This is a genomic window from Exiguobacterium sp. s133 (genome assembly GCF_018618595.1).
In the GTDB taxonomy this organism is placed as follows: Bacteria; Bacillota; Bacilli; order Exiguobacteriales; family Exiguobacteriaceae; genus Exiguobacterium_A; species Exiguobacterium_A oxidotolerans.
In genome coordinates this window covers 43,661-62,036 of record NZ_JACSMK010000008.1, presented here as the reverse complement: position 1 = coordinate 62,036, position 18,376 = coordinate 43,661, and the positions used below count along the sequence as shown (strand labels likewise).

General features: G+C 46.2%; 16 protein-coding genes and 1 riboswitch. Of the genes, 7 read left to right on the top strand and 9 right to left on the bottom strand.

Annotated features, from left to right (window positions below; genetic code table 11):
- Window positions 1-12: 12 nt before the first annotated feature.
- Complete coding sequence (locus tag KNP96_RS11490) at window positions 13-1,671, top strand: glycerol-3-phosphate dehydrogenase/oxidase (RefSeq protein ID WP_088836066.1); 1,659 nt, start codon at window positions 13-15, stop codon at window positions 1,669-1,671.
- A gap of 88 nt (window positions 1,672-1,759) precedes the next feature.
- On the opposite strand, the gene KNP96_RS11485 is transcribed toward KNP96_RS11490, so the two are convergent.
- The 5 genes from KNP96_RS11485 to KNP96_RS11465 form a co-directional block, all read right to left on the bottom strand.
- A complete protein-coding gene (locus tag KNP96_RS11485; protein WP_214770591.1) occupies window positions 1,760-3,049 on the bottom strand; it encodes a DUF2252 domain-containing protein in 1,290 nt (429 codons plus the stop codon).
- 69 nt (window positions 3,050-3,118) lie between these two features.
- Window positions 3,119-4,066, bottom strand: coding sequence for a peptide-methionine (S)-S-oxide reductase MsrA (msrA, locus tag KNP96_RS11480; protein WP_029332348.1), 948 nt, complete (start codon window positions 4,064-4,066; stop codon window positions 3,119-3,121).
- Between the two features lie 71 nt (window positions 4,067-4,137).
- Entirely contained in the window at window positions 4,138-4,320 is a 183-nt protein-coding gene (locus KNP96_RS11475; RefSeq protein ID WP_029332347.1) for a hypothetical protein, read from the bottom strand.
- A 56-nt stretch (window positions 4,321-4,376) separates the two neighbouring features.
- Window positions 4,377-6,137 carry a solute:sodium symporter family transporter gene (locus KNP96_RS11470; protein WP_214770588.1) on the bottom strand — a complete coding sequence of 587 codons (1,761 nt, stop codon included), beginning with the start codon at window positions 6,135-6,137 and terminating at the stop codon, window positions 4,377-4,379.
- A 525-nt stretch (window positions 6,138-6,662) separates the two neighbouring features.
- Window positions 6,663-8,144 carry an amino acid permease gene (locus KNP96_RS11465; protein ID WP_214767664.1) on the bottom strand — a complete coding sequence of 494 codons (1,482 nt, stop codon included), beginning with the start codon at window positions 8,142-8,144 and terminating at the stop codon, window positions 6,663-6,665.
- A 112-nt stretch (window positions 8,145-8,256) separates the two neighbouring features.
- Window positions 8,257-8,441, bottom strand: a riboswitch (Lysine riboswitch).
- A gap of 171 nt (window positions 8,442-8,612) precedes the next feature.
- Between KNP96_RS11465 and KNP96_RS11460 the strand changes: the two genes are divergently transcribed.
- The gene (locus tag KNP96_RS11460; RefSeq protein ID WP_088836062.1) at window positions 8,613-9,068 is read left to right on the top strand and encodes a MarR family winged helix-turn-helix transcriptional regulator; all 456 of its coding nucleotides are present in this window, start codon (window positions 8,613-8,615) and stop codon (window positions 9,066-9,068) included.
- Between the two features lie 156 nt (window positions 9,069-9,224).
- Window positions 9,225-10,316 carry a GGDEF domain-containing protein gene (locus KNP96_RS11455; protein ID WP_251132222.1) on the top strand — a complete coding sequence of 364 codons (1,092 nt, stop codon included), beginning with the start codon at window positions 9,225-9,227 and terminating at the stop codon, window positions 10,314-10,316.
- Window positions 10,317-10,388: 72 nt separating this feature from the next.
- Here KNP96_RS11455 and KNP96_RS11450 read toward each other — a convergent pair whose 3' ends face one another.
- Complete coding sequence (locus KNP96_RS11450) at window positions 10,389-11,003, bottom strand: TetR/AcrR family transcriptional regulator (RefSeq protein ID WP_029332343.1); 615 nt, start codon at window positions 11,001-11,003, stop codon at window positions 10,389-10,391.
- A gap of 193 nt (window positions 11,004-11,196) precedes the next feature.
- Between KNP96_RS11450 and KNP96_RS11445 the strand changes: the two genes are divergently transcribed.
- The 4 genes from KNP96_RS11445 (at window position 11,197) to KNP96_RS11430 (ending at window position 14,911) form a co-directional block, all read left to right on the top strand.
- Window positions 11,197-11,853 carry an HlyD family secretion protein gene (locus tag KNP96_RS11445; RefSeq protein ID WP_159174007.1) on the top strand — a complete coding sequence of 219 codons (657 nt, stop codon included), beginning with the start codon at window positions 11,197-11,199 and terminating at the stop codon, window positions 11,851-11,853.
- A gap of 12 nt (window positions 11,854-11,865) precedes the next feature.
- Window positions 11,866-13,560, top strand: a complete 1,695-nt coding sequence (locus KNP96_RS11440) for a DHA2 family efflux MFS transporter permease subunit (protein ID WP_214770582.1) — start codon at window positions 11,866-11,868, stop codon at window positions 13,558-13,560.
- Between the two features lie 122 nt (window positions 13,561-13,682).
- Complete coding sequence (locus tag KNP96_RS11435; RefSeq protein WP_159174009.1) at window positions 13,683-14,225, top strand: hypothetical protein; 543 nt, start codon at window positions 13,683-13,685, stop codon at window positions 14,223-14,225.
- Between the two features lie 128 nt (window positions 14,226-14,353).
- Entirely contained in the window at window positions 14,354-14,911 is a 558-nt protein-coding gene (locus KNP96_RS11430) for a nitroreductase family protein (protein WP_088836057.1), read from the top strand.
- Window positions 14,912-15,158: 247 nt separating this feature from the next.
- Here the strand turns inward: KNP96_RS11430 and KNP96_RS11425 are convergent, their stop codons facing one another.
- Genes KNP96_RS11425 through KNP96_RS11415 form a run of 3 tightly spaced genes read right to left on the bottom strand, consistent with a single transcriptional unit; the run spans window position 15,159 to window position 18,131 of the window.
- Complete coding sequence (locus KNP96_RS11425) at window positions 15,159-16,364, bottom strand: CDP-glycerol glycerophosphotransferase family protein (protein ID WP_214770579.1); 1,206 nt, start codon at window positions 16,362-16,364, stop codon at window positions 15,159-15,161.
- 31 nt (window positions 16,365-16,395) lie between these two features.
- Window positions 16,396-17,421 carry a ribitol-5-phosphate dehydrogenase gene (locus KNP96_RS11420; RefSeq protein ID WP_029332337.1) on the bottom strand — a complete coding sequence of 342 codons (1,026 nt, stop codon included), beginning with the start codon at window positions 17,419-17,421 and terminating at the stop codon, window positions 16,396-16,398.
- The gene (locus KNP96_RS11415) at window positions 17,418-18,131 is read right to left on the bottom strand and encodes an IspD/TarI family cytidylyltransferase (protein WP_029332336.1); all 714 of its coding nucleotides are present in this window, start codon (window positions 18,129-18,131) and stop codon (window positions 17,418-17,420) included. The genes KNP96_RS11420 and KNP96_RS11415 overlap by 4 nt, the downstream gene beginning before the upstream one ends.
- Between the last annotated feature and the right edge of the window lie 245 nt (window positions 18,132-18,376).

Sequence of the window (18,376 nt, the reverse complement as noted above, 5' to 3'; positions counted from 1 at the left end):
GGGGAACTATTCATGTTTTCAAGTACAGAACGCACGGCATGGTTAGAAGAGATGGGACAAGAACTGCTCGATGTATTAGTCATCGGAGGCGGAATCACGGGCGCCGGGATTTTGCTCGACGCACAAAGCCGCGGTATGCGTACCGGTTTAATCGAAATGCAAGACTTTGCTGAAGGCACATCAAGTCGCTCAACGAAACTCGTTCACGGGGGACTGCGTTACCTCAAACAATTCGAAATCAAGCTCGTCGCAGAAGTCGGAAAAGAGCGGGAAATCGTCTATGAGAATGCGCCCCACGTCACGACACCGGAATGGATGATGTTACCGCTCGTCGAAGGGGGAACATTCGGAAGTTTTTCAACTTCTATCGGTTTACGTGTCTACGACCAACTCGCTGGTGTACGACGCAATGAACGCAGAACGATGTTATCAAAAGAAGAAACACTCGGTTATGAACCACTCCTGCGCTCAGAACACCTCGTCGGTGGCGGGCGCTACGTGGAATACAAAACGGATGATGCTCGCTTGACGATGGAGGTCCTAAAATCCGCTATCAGTTATGGGGGACGTCCCGTCAACTATACGAAAGCAGAATCACTCGTCTATCATAACGGGAAAGCTGTCGGCGTCGAAGTCCGTGACCTCTTAACAGACCGGACGTATACGATTCGGGCGAAAAAAATCATCAATGCGACGGGTCCATGGGTCGATGAATTACGGGAACAAGATGGTTCAAAATCTGGTAAGTCGCTCCATCTGACAAAAGGGATTCACCTTGTCATCGATCAAGCTGATTTCCCGCTCCGTCAAGCCGTTTATTTTGATGTCTCAGACGGACGGATGATCTTCGCGATTCCACGCGAAGGGAAAACCTACGTCGGAACAACCGACACGAACTATAAAGGTGACATTCTCGAGCCTGGTGTCACGGAAGAAGACCGCGACTATATCTTAAAAGCGACAAATGATATGTTCAATATCGAGCTTCGTCCGGAGCACGTCGAGTCGACGTGGTCTGGTCTCCGTCCATTGATTCATGAAGATGGCAAAGATCCGAGTGAACTGTCTCGTAAGGATGAAATCTTCATTTCGAAATCCGGCTTGATGTCGATTGCTGGTGGTAAACTAACCGGTTACCGGAAAATGGCGGAACGCATCATCAATATGGTCGCCGAACAATTCAAAAAAGAAGAAGACCGGATTTATCTTGAATCACGGACGCGTCATATCTTACTTGGCGGCGGACATAAAGATGGTAGTAAAGGATTTGCCCGCTACTTGAAAGAGCAACAACCGAAAGGAGAAGCCCTCGGTCTCTCGCCAGACGAGACGACATGGCTCATCCAACGCTACGGAACGAACGTCGAACGGGTGTATGAACTCATTCGTTCACGTGGCAGTGAAGCGGAACGTTACCAGTTACCACTTCACTGGTTCGGTGCACTGCTTTACGGACTCGAAGCCGAGCTCGTCATGCAACCCGGTGATTTCTTGAATCGCCGTGCGTCCGCCGTCTTCTTCGATTATCCAAATGCCGAGAAATATGCGGACGGCGTACTCGCTCTCATGCGTAGCGAACTCGGTTGGTCGGCTGAAGAAGAAGCAAAAGCCAATGAAAGCATCAAACGTGAGTTTGACGCTGTTCGTGTAAAAAGTTCAGTTCCCTCTTAAATTAAGAAATTAGCCTAAAAAAGGCAGGAGACGCCGAAGTTCAATTCGGTGTTTCCTGCCTTTTTCCAATTCCCAAAAGACCATTTTCTTATCGGTTCGTCATCCAGTTCAAAAACACGTGGAAGTCTAGCTTCGTTCTTTCCGCATAGGCGTTTGACCAGCGTTGAATTTGCTGAAGGAAAACTTGCTCTGACTGTCCGATTGCTTCGATAATCGCGACATCCGCATGATGAGTGAGAACCGTCGCCTTAATTCCTGCATCCATATCGGCTCGCGCATGGATTTTCGCCGTAATCCGACCTTGAAGAGCTAATACATTTTCAAGATCATCCTGGCTTTTAATATGCTTTGCTTTTAATTTCTTTTTGTACGGAGAGCGCTCTCGAATGTAATACTCCTTTTGATGCATCGTCACGTATCCAAGATGAGGATCTTCATGCGCTTGCATCGCTTTTTGAGACGCGATGACCCGTAATCCTTGATGGACGGTCTCGACATCTTCGCGGTAAACAGGAACGAATAAGGACGGCACAGCCGTTTGTGCTTGTTTCATCTCAAGGATGACGTCCGGCTCTTCCTTCCCTTCCCCATTGATCAAAATGTAATAGCGTTCCAGACCAATCGAGGCGGTTCCGCTATCCAGTTTGTGGACGATGTCCTTGATCGTATAAAACGCGTCGTCTCTTCGATCGTTCTCATCGACTGATGCAATGTAATCCGGCCAAATCGCTTCGATTGCTGCGTACGTCTCTTTTTCGACACGCTTCATATCCGGTAGATCAAGAAACTTCCGGTGTCCATCAATCACAGTAGTTCGTTCACCAAGCAAGTCTGCTTTCTTCTTTTCAGCTTTTTTAATTAATTTTCGAATCGGTCCTTTCGTATTCTTGACCGTAAAACAGATGTCACTCGGGTTTTTACCATTCGCGTATTCATGAAGGTCGTGTAAGTAGTTTTCAATGTAGACCTTAATCGCCGGTTCCGCATCATAAGCGACCTCGTCTGCAAATAGACGGACCGAAACGGCCATCCGGATGACATCGTAAAGATAGGATCCGAGATACCCTTCATCAAAGTCATTAACGTCGTAAATGATTTCACCCTTCGCATTTCCATGAACACCGAAGTTCTCAAAGTGGAGATCGCCTTGAATCCATGTCGGTGTCTCAACCGGTGTGTCGAACCCTAATGGAATACGGGTCAAATCATAGTAAAACAGATGGGAACTGCCGCGGAAAAACAGAAACGGACTTTGGCTCATCTTGTCATATTTTTTCCGTCGAGCCGTTTCATCGAGTCCTCGCACTTTATCATCATAAAAATCCAATACTTTGGCAATCGTCATCTGTCGAATGTCGTCATAAACTGCTGTAAACAAAACATGACCTCCTTTCGATTCTAAAAAAGGCAGCCAAAACGAATTCGTTTTGCTGCCTTACGATTTGACTTACTCGAAGTGTTTTTTATATTCCCCATATCCGGCAGAGTCAAGCTCTTCTACCGGAATAAATCGAAGAGCAGCGGAATTGATGCAGTAACGCAGACCACCGAGCTCTTTTGGACCATCATCAAAGATATGACCGAGGTGACTATCGGCATCAGCTGAACGAACTTCTGTCCGCGTCATGCCGTGCGTCGTATCAAGATTTACTTCCATCTTGTCTTCTGCGATCGGCTTCGCGAAACTCGGCCATCCGCAACTTGAGTTGAACTTGTCTTTTGACGTGAAGAGTGGCGTTCCATCGACGATATCGACATACAGCCCCGGACGTTCTTCATCCCAGTATTCATTTCGGAAGGCCGGTTCTGTCCCGCTCTCCTGTGTCACTTTATACTGGATGGGTGTTAAGCGTTGTTTCAATTCCTGTTCCTTACCGTGATCTTTCCAAGCTTCTTTGACGAACTTGGCACGACCCGATCCGACACTATACATTTGATAGCGGAACGGATTCTTTTTGTAGTAGTCCTGATGATATTCTTCCGCCGGCCAAAATGGTGCTGCCGGACGGATGTCGACGGCAACCGGTTTTGAAAAACGACCAGAAGCATCAAGCGCTGCTTTTGATTGTTCCGCCGCTTGCTTTTGCGCTTCATCAACATAAAAAATAGCAGGTTCGTACGATTGACCTCGGTCATTAAACTGACCGCCACCGTCCGTTGGATCAATTTGACGCCAAAATACTTCAAGTAATTCTTCATATGTGATGACAGACGGATCATACGTCACCTCGACTGCTTCGAGATGTCCCGTCGTCTCAGAACAAACTTCTTTATAGGTCGGGTTTTCTGTATGACCACCGGTGTAGCCGGAAATCACCTGGTCGACACCATCATACTTATGAAACGGTTTGACCATACACCAGAAACAACCACCTGCAAATATTGCTTTTGCCATCTATCTTCCCCTCCTCTTTCTATCTCTCTAGTCTACTGCTTTTTAAAGCATGCCCCTACTATCTTGCTCACTCAATCTTCTGGATTTGCCTTCAGGCGTCGCATGACAAAATAAATCGCTGCAAAAACTAAAATCAATCCGCCGAGCGAATACCAAATGTTGTTCATACGATAAATCATTTGATAAATCGCTAATGTAATCAATAAAATCGCAATCGGGATGAATGCCCGTTTAAAGTGGTACCAGTAGTTCACGATGCTCGCCTCCGTTTTTCTTTAATCTTAATCGATTTGAGCCGTCAACTGTGAACTTATTCCGCTCGTTTGTACTCTTCCTCGAGATAAGTCGTATACCGCGCATGCCACGACTTCAAGGCAAAGCGCCAGAGGAAGACCGTCCCGACAAGCAAGACAAGCGTGATTGGCCAGAACCAGCCTGAAACGATACCATCCGGATAGGCGAGTCCTATTTTCGAGAAGAGGACATACATCAAGATGATACTCGACACGAGTAAGACCGAGACAGGCATCGCATATTTCCATGGTGTCATCCCCGTCGTACGTACCGGTCGACGACGATTCACCTGCATAACAGGACGATATTTCCCCATGAACCACATGAACAGCACTTCGATCACCAATAAAATACCGTAGCCATGGATAAAGCTGATGCCGTGATCGATTCCGAACAACTGTCTGAGTCCGAAAACAAAGAAGTAATAGGCAATGACATGAAAAACAATGACGATTTTGGCAGCAATCGGCGGAATCGTCCGCACGAGCATTCCCATCATGACGATGACGAGAATCGGAATGTTGAAAAATCCTGTGAACTGACGAATCAACGTCCAAAGACCGTCTGGTGCATACATTAAGAATGGAGCGACGACAAATGAAATCAAGGCAACGATCGTTCCGAAGATTTTACTGACACGAATCAGCTGCCGGTCGGTCGCTTCTTTCGCAAAGACCGGGCGATAAATATCGAGTACGAACAACGTCGCGATACTATTTAAGAGTGAGTTGAATGAACTAAAGACTGCTCCCAGCAAGACGGCCAAGAAAAATCCCATCAATGAGACAGGGAGCAACTCCGTGATTAATTTCGGATAGGCCAAATCTCCACTTGCTAGATTATCTCCATACAAATGGTACGCAATCACACCCGGAATCAACATGAATACCGGGACGAGTAGTTTCAGGAAGCCTGTCATCAAGACACCCTTTTGTCCCTCTTTTAAGTCCTTTGCTCCAAGCACGCGCTGAATCACATATTGATTGAGTGACCAATAGAAGAGATTCGCAAACAGAATCCCTGTAAAAATCGAAAAGAACGGAACGGCGTCGGTTGACAACCCAATCGCATTCAATTTTTCAGGGTGTGTCGTTGCGAGACGCTTCATTCCGTCGACCATGTTTCCGTCCCCGAGTGCAAAAAAACCAAGAATCGGAACGAGGAAACCGATGATGACAAGGCCGACTCCATTTAATGTATCGGAGACGGCGACAGCCCGTAGTCCTCCGAAAATTGCATAGATGGCCCCGATGATCCCGACAACCCAAATGACGAGCCACAGCGACTGCGTATAACTCAATCCAAATAACTCCGGTACGTTAAACAGCTGTAAGACGGCAATCCCGCCGGAGTAAAGCATCGATGGAATCGTCACGCACATGTAGCCAAGTAAGAATAAGAGCACCGTCATCCGCCGGACCGTTTCATCATAGCGCTGACTTAAAAATTCAGGTAACGTCGAAATCCCCATCCCCAAAAACTTAGGCAACAGGTAGATCGCCATGATGATGGCAGCAAACCCTGCCGTGACTTCCCACGCCATGCTCGACATATTCCCCATGAACGACTGACCGTTCAAACCAATCAGTTGTTCTGCCGAAAGGTTGGTCAGAAGCAAGGAACCGGCAATAAAGATTCCGCTTAGTCCACGTCCTGCCAAAAAATATTCGTCAACTCCCTGTTCCTTTCCTCGTGTCATGCGATAGGACACATAAGCAACGAGCGCCATGAAGAACGCGGCCGAACCCAGTGTCAAAATCAATTCATATGTACTCATTTCACACTTCCTCCATCCCGATTGTTTTAGTAGATTTACTGTAAAGAATTTATTCCTTATTCTTACTTTATTGAAACAATATTTTTAGATAAAAATAAAATTATTAAAAAGAAATAATCCAATTACGGATTGACATACTTGAAGGGACATATCATGGAAAGAAACTGAAAAAATCTTTCGGGAATTATTCGCTTCTTCTATACAGAAAAACCCTCTCGCAAGTGAGAGGGTTTTGGTGTGTAGACAAACTATTAATAAGCGTAAACATGCGATAACGAGAGACAATCCGTCACGATACTACCTAAAAAGCGTCATGTTTCGTTGACTCCTAAGGGAAAAGTGCGTTTTCAACGCACTGTCAGAGGCAGGCAAGACCCTGCTCATTGTCCGTTAGGATCAAGGAGCAACGGCTTGCGCCTCGCCCGAGGAAAGCAACGAAAAAAGACGCTTGATCTCCCGATTCCCGATAACACTTTGCCTATAGTCTGACCTCTCGTAAGCGAGAGGGTCCTTTAGCTTATACTATTATTTTTTCGGATGCTTCGGAAACTCCATCTCATCATACCGGACAACCGATGTCCGGTGTTTGACTTTATGTCCGAGCCAGAAGACCAAGAATAACGGAATTCCGATATACGTTGCTGCAATCCCAACCCAGTCGATTTGATCAGCGAGGAACGCGGCATAGTTTTGCCCAACGATAACGAGGAAACACAGGCCAAATGCGAATAGCGGACCAAACGGGAACGCCGGTGCAACGTACGGTAAGTCACGTAACGCATGCCCTTGGGCGACGAAACCTTTTCGGAAACGGTAATGGCTGATCGCGATCCCGAGCCACGCGATAAATCCTGTCATTCCGGAAGCATTCAGTAACCAAAGATAAACTTGTCCACCGAACATCGACGTCAAGAAACAAAGCGCACCAATCGCCCCTGTCGCGAGTAACGCATTCCGCGGCACACCGTTTTTTGAGACTTTTGCAAATAGTTTCGGTGCATCACCTTGTCGTGCCAGTGTGTAGAGCATCCGGGTTGAAGCATACATCCCGGAGTTCCCGGCAGACAAGACGGACGTCAAGATGACCGCATTCATCAATGCTGCTGCAAACACGAGTCCTGCTTTTTCGAAGACGAGTGTGAACGGACTGACGGCAACATCCGTAATATCATTTGAGACAAGGCTCGGACTTGTGTATGGAATCAACATTCCGATGACGAAGATCGCAAATACATAAAATAATAAAATCCGCCAAAACACCTGTTTAACTGCTTTCGGGACATTTTTTTCCGGATCTTCCGACTCGCCTGCTGCGATTCCGACGAGCTCCGTCCCTTGAAAGCTAAAACCTGCGACAAGAATGATACCGATGACAGCTGGAATCCCTCCGACAAACGGTGCATCACCTAAGCCAAAGTTTTTGAACCCTGCTGGTGGCTCCGAAGTAAAGATACCAAAAATCATCGCGACTCCTACACCAAGAAACACGATGACCGTGACGACTTTAATCATCGCAAACCAGTACTCGGCTTCACCGAATCCTTTGACCGAAAAATAATTTAATCCAATCATTAAAAGTAAAAACAGCGCGCTAAAATAGACGCCCGGAATGTTCGGGAACCAGTAATGCATGACGATTTGTGCTGCGACGAGCTCGACGGCAATCGTGACGGCCCAGTTGTACCAATAGTTCCATCCTAAGGCGAATCCGAATGAAGGGTCGACGAACTTCGTCCCGTACGTCGAGAATGATCCTGCGACCGGCATATAGGCGGCCATCTCCCCAAGGCTCGTCATCAAGAAGTAGACCATCAATCCGACGATTGTATAAGAAAGTAACGCACCACCCGGTCCTGCCGCTGCAACAGAGGCACCTGACGCGATGAATAAACCGGTCCCAATCGCTCCGCCAATTGCAATCATCGACATATGCCGGGCTTGAAGCCCTCGTTGTAGCCCTTCTGCTGTGGAATCGAGGGGTTGTTGTTGCTGTTGTAAATTGTTCATGTCTGTCGCTTCTCTCTTTTTATAATTTTTGAGAGGGCGTAAAAAAGCGCCCTCACCTTCCAAGAGGAAGATGAGAACGCAACATATCGATGATGCGTCTCATTCTACCGTCGTGAAAGATAGCTCCCCATAAACCGCAAACGGTTCATGACAGTATTAGACCTGTTTGATCTAATCCCAATCGCTGACTTTCAAAGTAGTCTACGATTTCGGCAATTCTTCCTTTTGAGCTATTTCATCTGCCGCTTGACGACATCCGTAACCCGACTCATAAGAATCGCAACCTCCATCCCACTGGTTGAGTGAGAACTAATTAAGTTGATTTACTAATTCATTACTTCGACATAGTACATAATATGTTTCTTGTTTGTCAATTTATATTTTTGAATCCTACCGTGCTCATAGTAAAATTCCGATATTTTTAGTACACTAAATGGTAGAAGGTAGTACAGAAAGGATGTTGCTCAGATGGGACAAGAACAACATGACCAATTGACATATCGATTAGAAGAACAAATGCGCGTGATTCTCCGGACGTTGCGCCGTGAGTTGAATCAACTGTTTGAAGGTACTGCCACGCGAAGTGAATTCTTCATCTTACGTAGCTTATCTGAAAACGGCCCCCAGCGTCCGACATTACTCGCGGAACAGTTCGAACTTGCGACAAGTCAGGTCACCGCTTTGACAGATAAACTTTATAAGACCGGTTTTGTGACACGGACACGTTCGACGGAAGATCGTCGTTCAATCGTCCTTGCCTTGACTGACGAGGGAGAGGCCGCTTTTCGGAATCTCGAAGTCGTCCGTCGCAAATATCTTCAGGAGCGATTCGGCACTTTGTCTGAAGAGGAACTGAACGTGATGATCCATGTATTTGATAAAATCCTCGCGACAATGGATGAAGAAGTCGTCTCATCCAATTAATAAATTAAAAATCAAGAGAAGGACAGAGGTTTTATTCTGTTTTTCTTTTTTTATTCTAAACATTCAGACCTCCTATACCGTTAGTAGAACGAGTATACTCAAAGTATATAATTGGAAGTATACTGCAGGGGGAGTTGGGAGGATTTGTTGTCTATTATGAATAACTTCATCATAAATTTTTGTCTCTTATTCACGACGATCACGCTTTTATTTTTACCTTTTCGAAATCAACCAAGAATTACACCAAAATCAAAGCTTGAATCACGCCTTATTTTAGGTTGTGTAGCTGGTGCAATTGCTGTACTCCTCATGTTCAACAGCATTCAAATTGATATTGCCCGGATTGACTTACGTATCATTCCTGTCGCGATTGCCACATTATTTGGCGGATTGCCTAGTGCCTTCATCACGGGAGTCATGATTATCGGAACGCGTTTTTTAATTACACCTGCTGATCAAATCGAAGGAGCGATTCTCGCTTCCGTCATCATGATTTTATTCATTTTGACAATTGGCATAGCACGCAGATTTTTACGTAATACATTGCTGACCTTTGAATTAATGATCGGAATCGGTATTCTCTATTCGTTACCAGCCATCTATGCACTGACAAACAGTTGGGAAACGTTTTTCAAAGTATCGGTTACGTACATTTTCTTTAATTTATTAGCCGGACTCGTCACCTATCGCTTATTAGCCGAACTGCGACGACATTTTGAAAATATCCAGTACCAGCAAAAACTTGCGATGACCGACGCCTTGACGGGTCTCGCCAATCGCCGACGTCTGGACGACTCCCTATCACTCGTCGGATCGGATGACGACGGATATTCACTTATCCTGATCGATATCGATTTCTTCAAACACGTTAACGATACATATGGTCACGATGCCGGCGACGATGTGTTGCGGCAACTCGGAACGACACTTGCCTCTATTGTACGTCCGGATGATTTAGTCGGTCGGTACGGTGGAGAAGAATTCTTGATCATTTTACCGAACACATCATTGAAGGATGCGAAAAAAATCTCTGAATTAGCGCGGACGACAGTCGCCCGTAACCTGTTCCCGACTGCAAATGTACCTGATTTGAAGATTACGATTTCGTTAGGAATTGCCCATTCGGGTGGATCCCATACATCACTCGAAGCATTGCAACAAGCGGATAAAGCACTCTATGCTTCAAAAGAGCACGGACGTAACCAAAGTACGATTTATACGAAACAGCTGGAATTCCGTCAAGCGTAATCTAACGTTATATCCGACTAGCACAAAAAGCGCCATTCCCTCACATCGGAATGGCGCTTTTTAGTTCATTTTTTAGACAGTCCCTGGGCGTGTCTGAGGAAAACCAATACTTTCAACTGTTCCGAAGACGATCATCTGACTGAGCTGATTTGCCATATACTCGGAGGAATACGGACGATCATTTCGTAACCACGACATCAAGAGCCCGAGTTGACCACCAATGACGTAGTTCAGTAATAAATCCCGATCCACCGGAACAGAGACACTTGTCGTCTCCCGGAAAGCAAGACGGTAGTTTTCTTTTAACGTATCCAAGAAACGGGAGATGAACGTCTTGACTGTTCCTTGGAGCAGCATCGTCCGGTAAAAGCGCTCGTTTTGCTCAATGTGGATGAACAAACGTGCAAAGTAACGACTGACGCGTTCGACTGTCGGAGGCTCGGCCGATTGTTTTCCTGTAATCCGAATCGCTTCTGCGAGCAACGTCATGTGTTCCTCAACGATTTGATCCAGCAAATCGTATTTATCTTTATAGTGCGCATAGAAGGTCGAACGATTGACCTCAGCACCATCCGTCAACATTTTGACGGTGATCGTCGAAAAGGAATGGTGTTCAAGTAAATGAAATAGCTCTGTCGTAATACGTTCACGTGAACGTTTAGGACGCGGATCGCACGACTGATTCATTTAAAATTCAGCTCCTTTTTACGTATTGTATCCGTTAACAAAGACTTTTCCAACATTTTGTCGGAAATTGTTGGTTGTTTGTTTGTTATGCACCCATATAATTAACTGTATTAACTACTCCTCCCCAGAGGAGTCTTTTTTATGAGACCGCACTGGGGCGATCAGCTAGTAACAGAAAGGATGCAACTTACTCATGAACATGAAGAAATTATTAATCATCAATATTTTAACGCTCGTCGTTTTAATTGGTGGTGGCGCAATCGGTTATTATTACTACGATCAAGCAACAAGTTACGTCAAAACAGAAAATGCCAAAATCGACGGTAAGATGATTACGATTGCTAGTCCTGGCGCTGGAAAACTCACTGACTGGACGGCAAAAACAGGACAGACACTCGATAACGGGGCGACACTTGGTCACGTCATGATGGCACAAACTGGTCAAAAACCGGTTGATGCGTCAATCGAAATGCCAGCAAAAGCAACCGTCGTTCAGTCGATGGCGACAGAGAACGGTTTTGTTGGTGCCGGTACGCCGCTCGCTTACGGATTTAACTTAAATGAATTATGGGTCACAGCAAACGTCGAAGAAACAGAAATCGATGAAGTCAAAGTCGGACAAGCCGTCGATGTCTATGTCGATAGTTATCCCGATACAACACTTTCGGGTGAAGTCGAACAAATCGGGATGACAACAGCAGGCACGTTCTCGATGATGCCGTCATCGAATGGAAACGCAAACTATACAAAAGTCGCGCAAGTGATTCCCGTGAAGGTGTCGCTCTCACAAGAAAAATCACTCGACATTCGCCCTGGTATGAATGTGACCGTCCGCATTCATAAGGATTAAGGAGGGACGCTTATGTCTACGACCTTCCTCTTTGGATACATTGTGTTCATGCTTGTCACGTTCCTTGCAGTCAATTTGATTGCACGCCGGGCACGGCAACCGCGGGTAGCTGGCGCAGGAGGTCCGGCGCTTGATGAAACATTGATTGAAGCAGAAGCGGTTGGCGCGATTCCAGCCGCCCCTGCTCCGCAAGCGCAAGCGACGATTTCAACGGAAAACATCAGTATCCCGAAAGTCATCACTGTCCTGTTAATTGGAATGTTCATCGCGATTTTGAATCAGACATTAATCAACGTCGCTCTTCCTGTCTTGATCAACGACTTCAACGTCACGACGTCGACAGCACAGTGGTTGACGACCGGATTCATGCTCGTCAACGGGATCTTGATTCCAATCAGTGCGTTCCTCATGCGAAGCTATACGTTTCGCCGCTTGTTTCTCGTCTCGATGACGTTGTTCTTCTTCGGATCGATCATTTGTTCGATGGCGATGAACTTCCCGGTCATGATGATCGGACGTGTGGTCCAAGCAGCCGGGGCCGGGGTCTTGATGCCGCTCGGTACGAACGTCTTCATGACATTGTTCCCACCCCATAAACGGGGAGCTGCGATGGGCATGCTCGGGATTGCGATGATTCTTGCACCGGCGATCGGACCAACGATCACAGGATATGTCATTCAAAACTACGATTGGCACGTCATGTTCTATGCAATGGCCTTCTTTGGTCTCTTAACACTTTTACTTGGATTTGCCTGGTTCAAACTCGTCCAACCGTTATCAAAACCAAAGTTCGATGCCCTCGGTGTTGTCTTTAGTACGATCGGGTTTGGTAGTCTCTTATACGGATTCAGTGAAGCCGGAAACGACGGTTGGGACAGCCCTGTCGTCATCAGTACGATCGTCATCGGGTTACTTGGTATTGCCGCCTTCGCTTTGCGTGAGCTTGCGATGGACGACCCGATGTTGAACATCCGTGTCCTAAAAGTACCGGAATTTTCATTCACCCTCTTCATTAACGTCATCGTCACGATGGCCTTGTTCGGCGGGATGTTGCTGCTGCCGATTTACTTGCAGAGCATCCGTGGTTTTTCACCCATCGACTCAGGTCTCTTATTATTGCCTGGTTCATTGATCATGGGAATCACCGGTCCCTTCGCCGGTCGACTGTTCGACCGGTTCGGCATTCGACCGCTTGCCATCTTCGGTCTGACGTTGATGACGTACGGAACATGGGAATTGACGCAACTTGATTTAAACACGTCTTACTATTCCATCATGGGCATCTATATGCTCCGGTCCTTCGGGATGGCGTTCATCATGATGCCGATTATGACAGCTGGCATGAACGCTCTGCCGATGAAGATGATTCCTCACGGAAACGCGACACAAAATACATTACGCCAAGTCGCTGGATCAATCGGGACGGCCATCCTCGTCACGGTCATGACCCGTCAGACGACAGCTCATCTCGCGGACGATGCCAACCAGTTTACGACACTTGACCCAACACTCTCGCAACACCTTGGTGAGCTCGGACAACAGCTTGGTAGTCCACAAGCCGCATCCGTTAGCTGGTTGACGCAATTGACGAAACAAGCGACGATCAGTGGAATTACAGATGCCTTTTGGGTGGCGACTGTCTTGTCTGCTCTTGCACTCGTATTGTCATTCTTCCTTCATGGAAAAAAAGAACCGAATTTAGATTAACGTGTCTTATCCAGCCAGTTGACGGCACATCGTCAGCTGGCTTTTTAATCGTTCACCTTTGCACTTCTTCTCTAATATCGCTACACTAGGTTCATTGAGTTCATATCAAAAGGAGATGCTTTATGGTTGCCTTCCTTCAATTTTACGCGTTCATTTTCGCCTGTTGCTTCGCGTGGCAGGTCGGACGACCATCTCTTTCCTGGTCGCAAAAAATCTCGCGTGCGTTTTTAACGAGTATAAACAGTCTCTTCGTCTTTTTCCGTGCTTCGGTCTCGATTTTCTTACTCGTCGGTCCGTTAGTGCTTGTCTCGTACTATGTCTTTCCGAACCTCTTACAGTTCGAAGGTGGTCTCGCAATCGTCATCAGCGTGCTCGTGATTGGTCTAATTGATCGGCTCGTCAGCCTCGTCATCTTACCGCTTATCCGCTCGTTTTTCTTGAAGCGTAAACGCATCATGCCGCAGTTGCTTGAAGCAACTTTTTATACGTTGTCCATGACGGTCTTGCTTTACATTAACTTGACGGCTGTTCCGGGTGTCGAACTCGGACTTGCGATCCCGATTTTCTTTGGTTTCACAATTTATTTTGCACATTATTTAATGGCATTACTGCGATTACGCCAAGTCAAAAAGAAACTCGCTACGACAGCAAGCAAAAAACAATAACCACATGAAACGAACGATGACTTCCATTGAATTCTAGTCACCGTTCGTTTTATTTTTCGGATTACCATTGACAATGATAATCGTTATCATTTATATTTTAAGAGTACTTAGGTCAGGAGATGATAGTGATGAATGCACGACAACTCATTTTAGAACGACGTTCGGTTCGTTCCTACACCGATCAACCTGTTCCATCCGAAATGATTGAAGAAATCTTAGAAGCAGCAATTTATGCACCGAATCATAAGTTACGCGAACCATGGCGTTTTGTTCTCGCGATTGGTGAAGGACAAGTCCGGTATGTCGAACAATTGATGGAGCTCCTTGAAGCACGTGGTCAATTCGATCAAAAAACGGATGAGCAACGCCTATCATTTAAAGAAAAAATAAGTGAAGTCCCGGTGTTTTTGACGGTCCTTTATCACGTTCAAGGAACAGACGATCAACAGACAGAAGATTTACTTGCGACTGCTGCGATGATTCAAAACATCCAACTGCTTGCATCAGAACTTGGTTTAGGAAGCTGCTGGAAAAGCGGGAAACATTGGTTTACAGACGAATATGCGACACTCGTCGGTGCCCATGATGAAGAACGTGTCGCCGGTGTCATCCAACTCGGTTGGCCTGCGATGATTCCACCACTAAAAAAACGGACACCTGCCCGCGAAAAGTTAACGCACTTTTAAGGAGTGCGCATCCTGCGAGCTACCCCTGCTCGCGCCAATCAAGCCCCATTTATACAGTCATAAGCGATTATTTTGCAACTTCCTCCCCAAACGAAGTTGATCAAATAATCGCTTTTTCTTCTGCACGTTTCCCTCATTCCTGTCAGGAAACCAATCAAAAAAACCCGGATGATTCTCACTTTTTTTTAAAAGCAGAATCGTCCGGGTTTCTCTATATACTGTGTGATGTCCTTCAAGATGATCGTATTTACACGATTGTCGTTTTTTCAGGTGACACTGCAGGCGACTGCACATGATCTAACAGATGATCCACGATGCGTTTTGTCGCTTGCCCATCTTGATACGTGAAGAATTGACGGGCGAATTCCTCAATCTTCTCTGATTCGAACTGCCCTTGTTTCACCCAAGCGATGACTTCGTTGAACGAGGAAACAATCGGCCCCGGGACAAACGATTCATACGGGAAGTAAAAATCACGTTCTTCCTTATAGGATGTCAAATCATTCACGAGGAAGATGATTGGTTTTTTGAGTAAAGCGAACTCAAAGATGACGGACGAATAATCCGTGACCAAAATGTCTGAAATCTGCATCAAATCATTGATATCCGGATAATCCGTCATATCGATGATTTGGTCCGAAAATTCAGCCGGGACGACAGGACGATTAAGCACGAACGGATGCATCCGTAACAATAAAATATACTCGCTCCCGAGCTCTTGGCGGAACTGTTCGAAATTTAGTTCCTCATCATAATGTGCCGTCGTCTGACCGTTGCCCCGGAAAGTCGGAGCAAGAAGAATGATTTTCTTCGAACGCCACTCCGGATAGTCAGCATACAGTTTTTGTTCGACATGTGCTTGGCGCGCCGGATTCAAGAGTTGATCCGTTCGTGGGACACCGAGTGGATGAACACGGGCCGCGTCCATCCCGAATGCTTCAGCATACGGTTCGATACAGGCTGTTCCCGAGACATAGACTTTCGAGTAGTTTCGGTGAATTTGAACCATCTTCAAGTAATCATCGTCCGGTGAATAGGATTTATCGAGCACACTGTAACCGAACTTTTTAAAGGCGCCACATGCATGCCACAGTTGAATGACCTCAGTCCCTTGACGCAGTGACGAGACATAGACCGGATAATAGTAGTCATCGATGATGAAATAGCGGGCAGTCGCGAGTTCATACGTCGCCCGCATCATGTGGAAGACGTATTTAATCTGACCGAAAAGACCTTGTGGGAACCGCTTTAACAGGAACACATAGCTGAATCCAAGATCGCGGCTCTCAAGTTCGTCATAAACGGCACGGAAGTTATCAACGAGCTTGTCTGAACGATATGTCGCAAACACGACTTTTTGCTTGTCAATCGGCAAGCGTCTCGCAAGCCAATACGTCATGACCAGTAAATAATGAACCGTCCGCCGCTGAATTAAACGTATTTTTTGTTTCATGAGTGATCCCTTCTGTTGCACCTACTAATTTTTACATGCACCATTCCATGACGGTTTTTCCGAAACGGTTCGTTAAATCGCTTTCGAACGCTTGATGGATGTCCTCGATTTGACGAATTTGGAATACACCTGCGACTAAGTTCGACAAGTATTCTGGAATATCCGGGTACGTTTGATACAGTTCCATCGTCCGAGCGAAGTCCGTTGGTGTACTGCGACTCGACCCATAGACACGTAATCCTTTTTCGAGAATCATCCGTGTATTGACAGAAACAGGCTCCTCAGATACACCGAGCAATGCCATCGTCCCTTCTGGAATGATATAGTCAATCATTTGATTGATTGCATATTGACTGCCGATGCCGCCTACACACTCAAACCCGTGATTGAAGGCAACACCTTCTGGAATTTGGTCGATATGATACGTCTCATCCGCGAACGAGAAGTAATCGAGCTTCGATTGTGTTTTTCCGAAGACGAGTAATTTCGCTTCCGGATACAGTTTACGTAACAACAGTGCTGTGATGAAACCAAGGTTTCCGTCACCCCAAATTCCGAACGTTTCCCGACGCGCATGTGCGATTTGGTCGAAACGTGTCACGGCGTGTACAGCGACACTGACGAGTTCTGTAAAGGCTGCGACTTCCGGGTTAAGATCTGCCGGTACTTCGACGAGACGATCGGCTTGAATGAAAACATAATCTTGCATGTAGCCATCATAACCGCTTGAACGGAAACGACTTGTCCGCAAGTAGTTTTCGCCGATGATGTCATCCGTCTCAGACGGCGTATTCGGTACCATCGCAACGAGCGTCCCTTTTGCGAATGTTCCTGACGGGTCATGAACGACTTTTCCGATTCCTTCGTGAATCATCGCCATCGGTAATTTTTTCGCGAGTACTTCTGCACTACGGCTTCCTGTGAAGTAACGTTGATCCGCGTGACAGATTGACAAGTAAGTCGGCCGGACGACGACGCGATCAGATTTTAACGACCGCTCATCATACGTCACCTCGATTTGACGAGGTGCAACGAGTTGATAGACTTGGTTAATCATTGGTTAATCCGCTCCTTCAGGATTGCGTTAGCAATACGTAAATCATAAGGTGTCGTGACTTTGATGTTGAAGAGTTCTCCTGTGACGAGTGCGACATCTTCACCTTTGAGCAATAGAATCTTACACGCATCCGTTAAAATGGCACGCTCTTCAGCAGACAAGGCTTCATAATGTGATTTCAGCTTCGTGATTTGGAAGCTTTGTGGTGTTTGCCCTTGATACATCTGGTCACGGACCGGAATGTCTGTGATTGTTTTTCCGTCTGTCGATGCAACGATTGTATCGATGGCTGAAATGACAGTATCACATGCACCATACTCAAGTGCTGTCGAGATATTTTCTTTAATGATCCGGTGTGTCAGGAATGGACGGACCGCATCGTGCGTTACGATAATATCTTCATCTGTGATGCCATTCTTTTCGTCGATCCAGTTGATCGCCGCCATGATGGATTCGTTCCGGTCATTTCCACCAGCCGTGATGACGATGCGCTCATCTTGTCCGATGTATTTTTCTAAGATATCGCGTGTATAGTTAATCCACGCTGTTGGTGTGACGATGATGACACGGTCAAAATCATCGTTCAGTAAGAATTTTTCGACCGTATGGACGAGAATCGGACGTTCCCCAATTGAAAGAAATTGTTTTGGACGATCGACGTTCCCCATGCGTGTTCCTTTTCCCCCAGCTAAAATTGCTGCATAAATCATCTTGTATCGCAGATGTCTCATCCGTCGCGTGACGGCGCTGTCATGAAACAACCTGCTTCCCTCCCTTATCAAAAATCTTTTTTGGTTTCCACCTACCAGCGATGTGGGTATATCTTCGAATAGAGTCGGATAATCGGATCACACTTGACGAAAAAAACAAAAAAAATATACAAAGCACTATTTTTTTTGCTTTGTCACGATATAATGATTGGTGATTTCTAATACAACTATACTATGTTCCTGGT

What these genes read in the sequence shown, in the direction of transcription:
- KNP96_RS11490 (WP_088836066.1), top strand. Translation starts at nt 13, where the DNA reads ATGTTTTCAAGTACAGAACGCACGGCATGGTTAGAAGAGATGGGACAA.
- msrA (WP_029332348.1), bottom strand. Translation starts at nt 4,066, where the DNA reads ATGGCAAAAGCAATATTTGCAGGTGGTTGTTTCTGGTGTATGGTCAAA.
- KNP96_RS11470 (WP_214770588.1), bottom strand. Translation starts at nt 6,137, where the DNA reads ATGAGTACATATGAATTGATTTTGACACTGGGTTCGGCCGCGTTCTTC.
- KNP96_RS11465 (WP_214767664.1), bottom strand. Translation starts at nt 8,144, where the DNA reads ATGAACAATTTACAACAGCAACAACAACCCCTCGATTCCACAGCAGAA.
- KNP96_RS11460 (WP_088836062.1), top strand. Translation starts at nt 8,613, where the DNA reads ATGGGACAAGAACAACATGACCAATTGACATATCGATTAGAAGAACAA.
- KNP96_RS11455 (WP_251132222.1), top strand. Translation starts at nt 9,225, where the DNA reads ATGAATAACTTCATCATAAATTTTTGTCTCTTATTCACGACGATCACG.
- KNP96_RS11450 (WP_029332343.1), bottom strand. Translation starts at nt 11,003, where the DNA reads ATGAATCAGTCGTGCGATCCGCGTCCTAAACGTTCACGTGAACGTATT.
- KNP96_RS11445 (WP_159174007.1), top strand. Translation starts at nt 11,197, where the DNA reads ATGAACATGAAGAAATTATTAATCATCAATATTTTAACGCTCGTCGTT.
- KNP96_RS11440 (WP_214770582.1), top strand. Translation starts at nt 11,866, where the DNA reads ATGTCTACGACCTTCCTCTTTGGATACATTGTGTTCATGCTTGTCACG.
- KNP96_RS11435 (WP_159174009.1), top strand. Translation starts at nt 13,683, where the DNA reads ATGGTTGCCTTCCTTCAATTTTACGCGTTCATTTTCGCCTGTTGCTTC.
- KNP96_RS11430 (WP_088836057.1), top strand. Translation starts at nt 14,354, where the DNA reads ATGAATGCACGACAACTCATTTTAGAACGACGTTCGGTTCGTTCCTAC.
- KNP96_RS11425 (WP_214770579.1), bottom strand. Translation starts at nt 16,364, where the DNA reads ATGAAACAAAAAATACGTTTAATTCAGCGGCGGACGGTTCATTATTTA.
- KNP96_RS11420 (WP_029332337.1), bottom strand. Translation starts at nt 17,421, where the DNA reads ATGATTAACCAAGTCTATCAACTCGTTGCACCTCGTCAAATCGAGGTG.
- KNP96_RS11415 (WP_029332336.1), bottom strand. Translation starts at nt 18,131, where the DNA reads ATGATTTATGCAGCAATTTTAGCTGGGGGAAAAGGAACACGCATGGGG.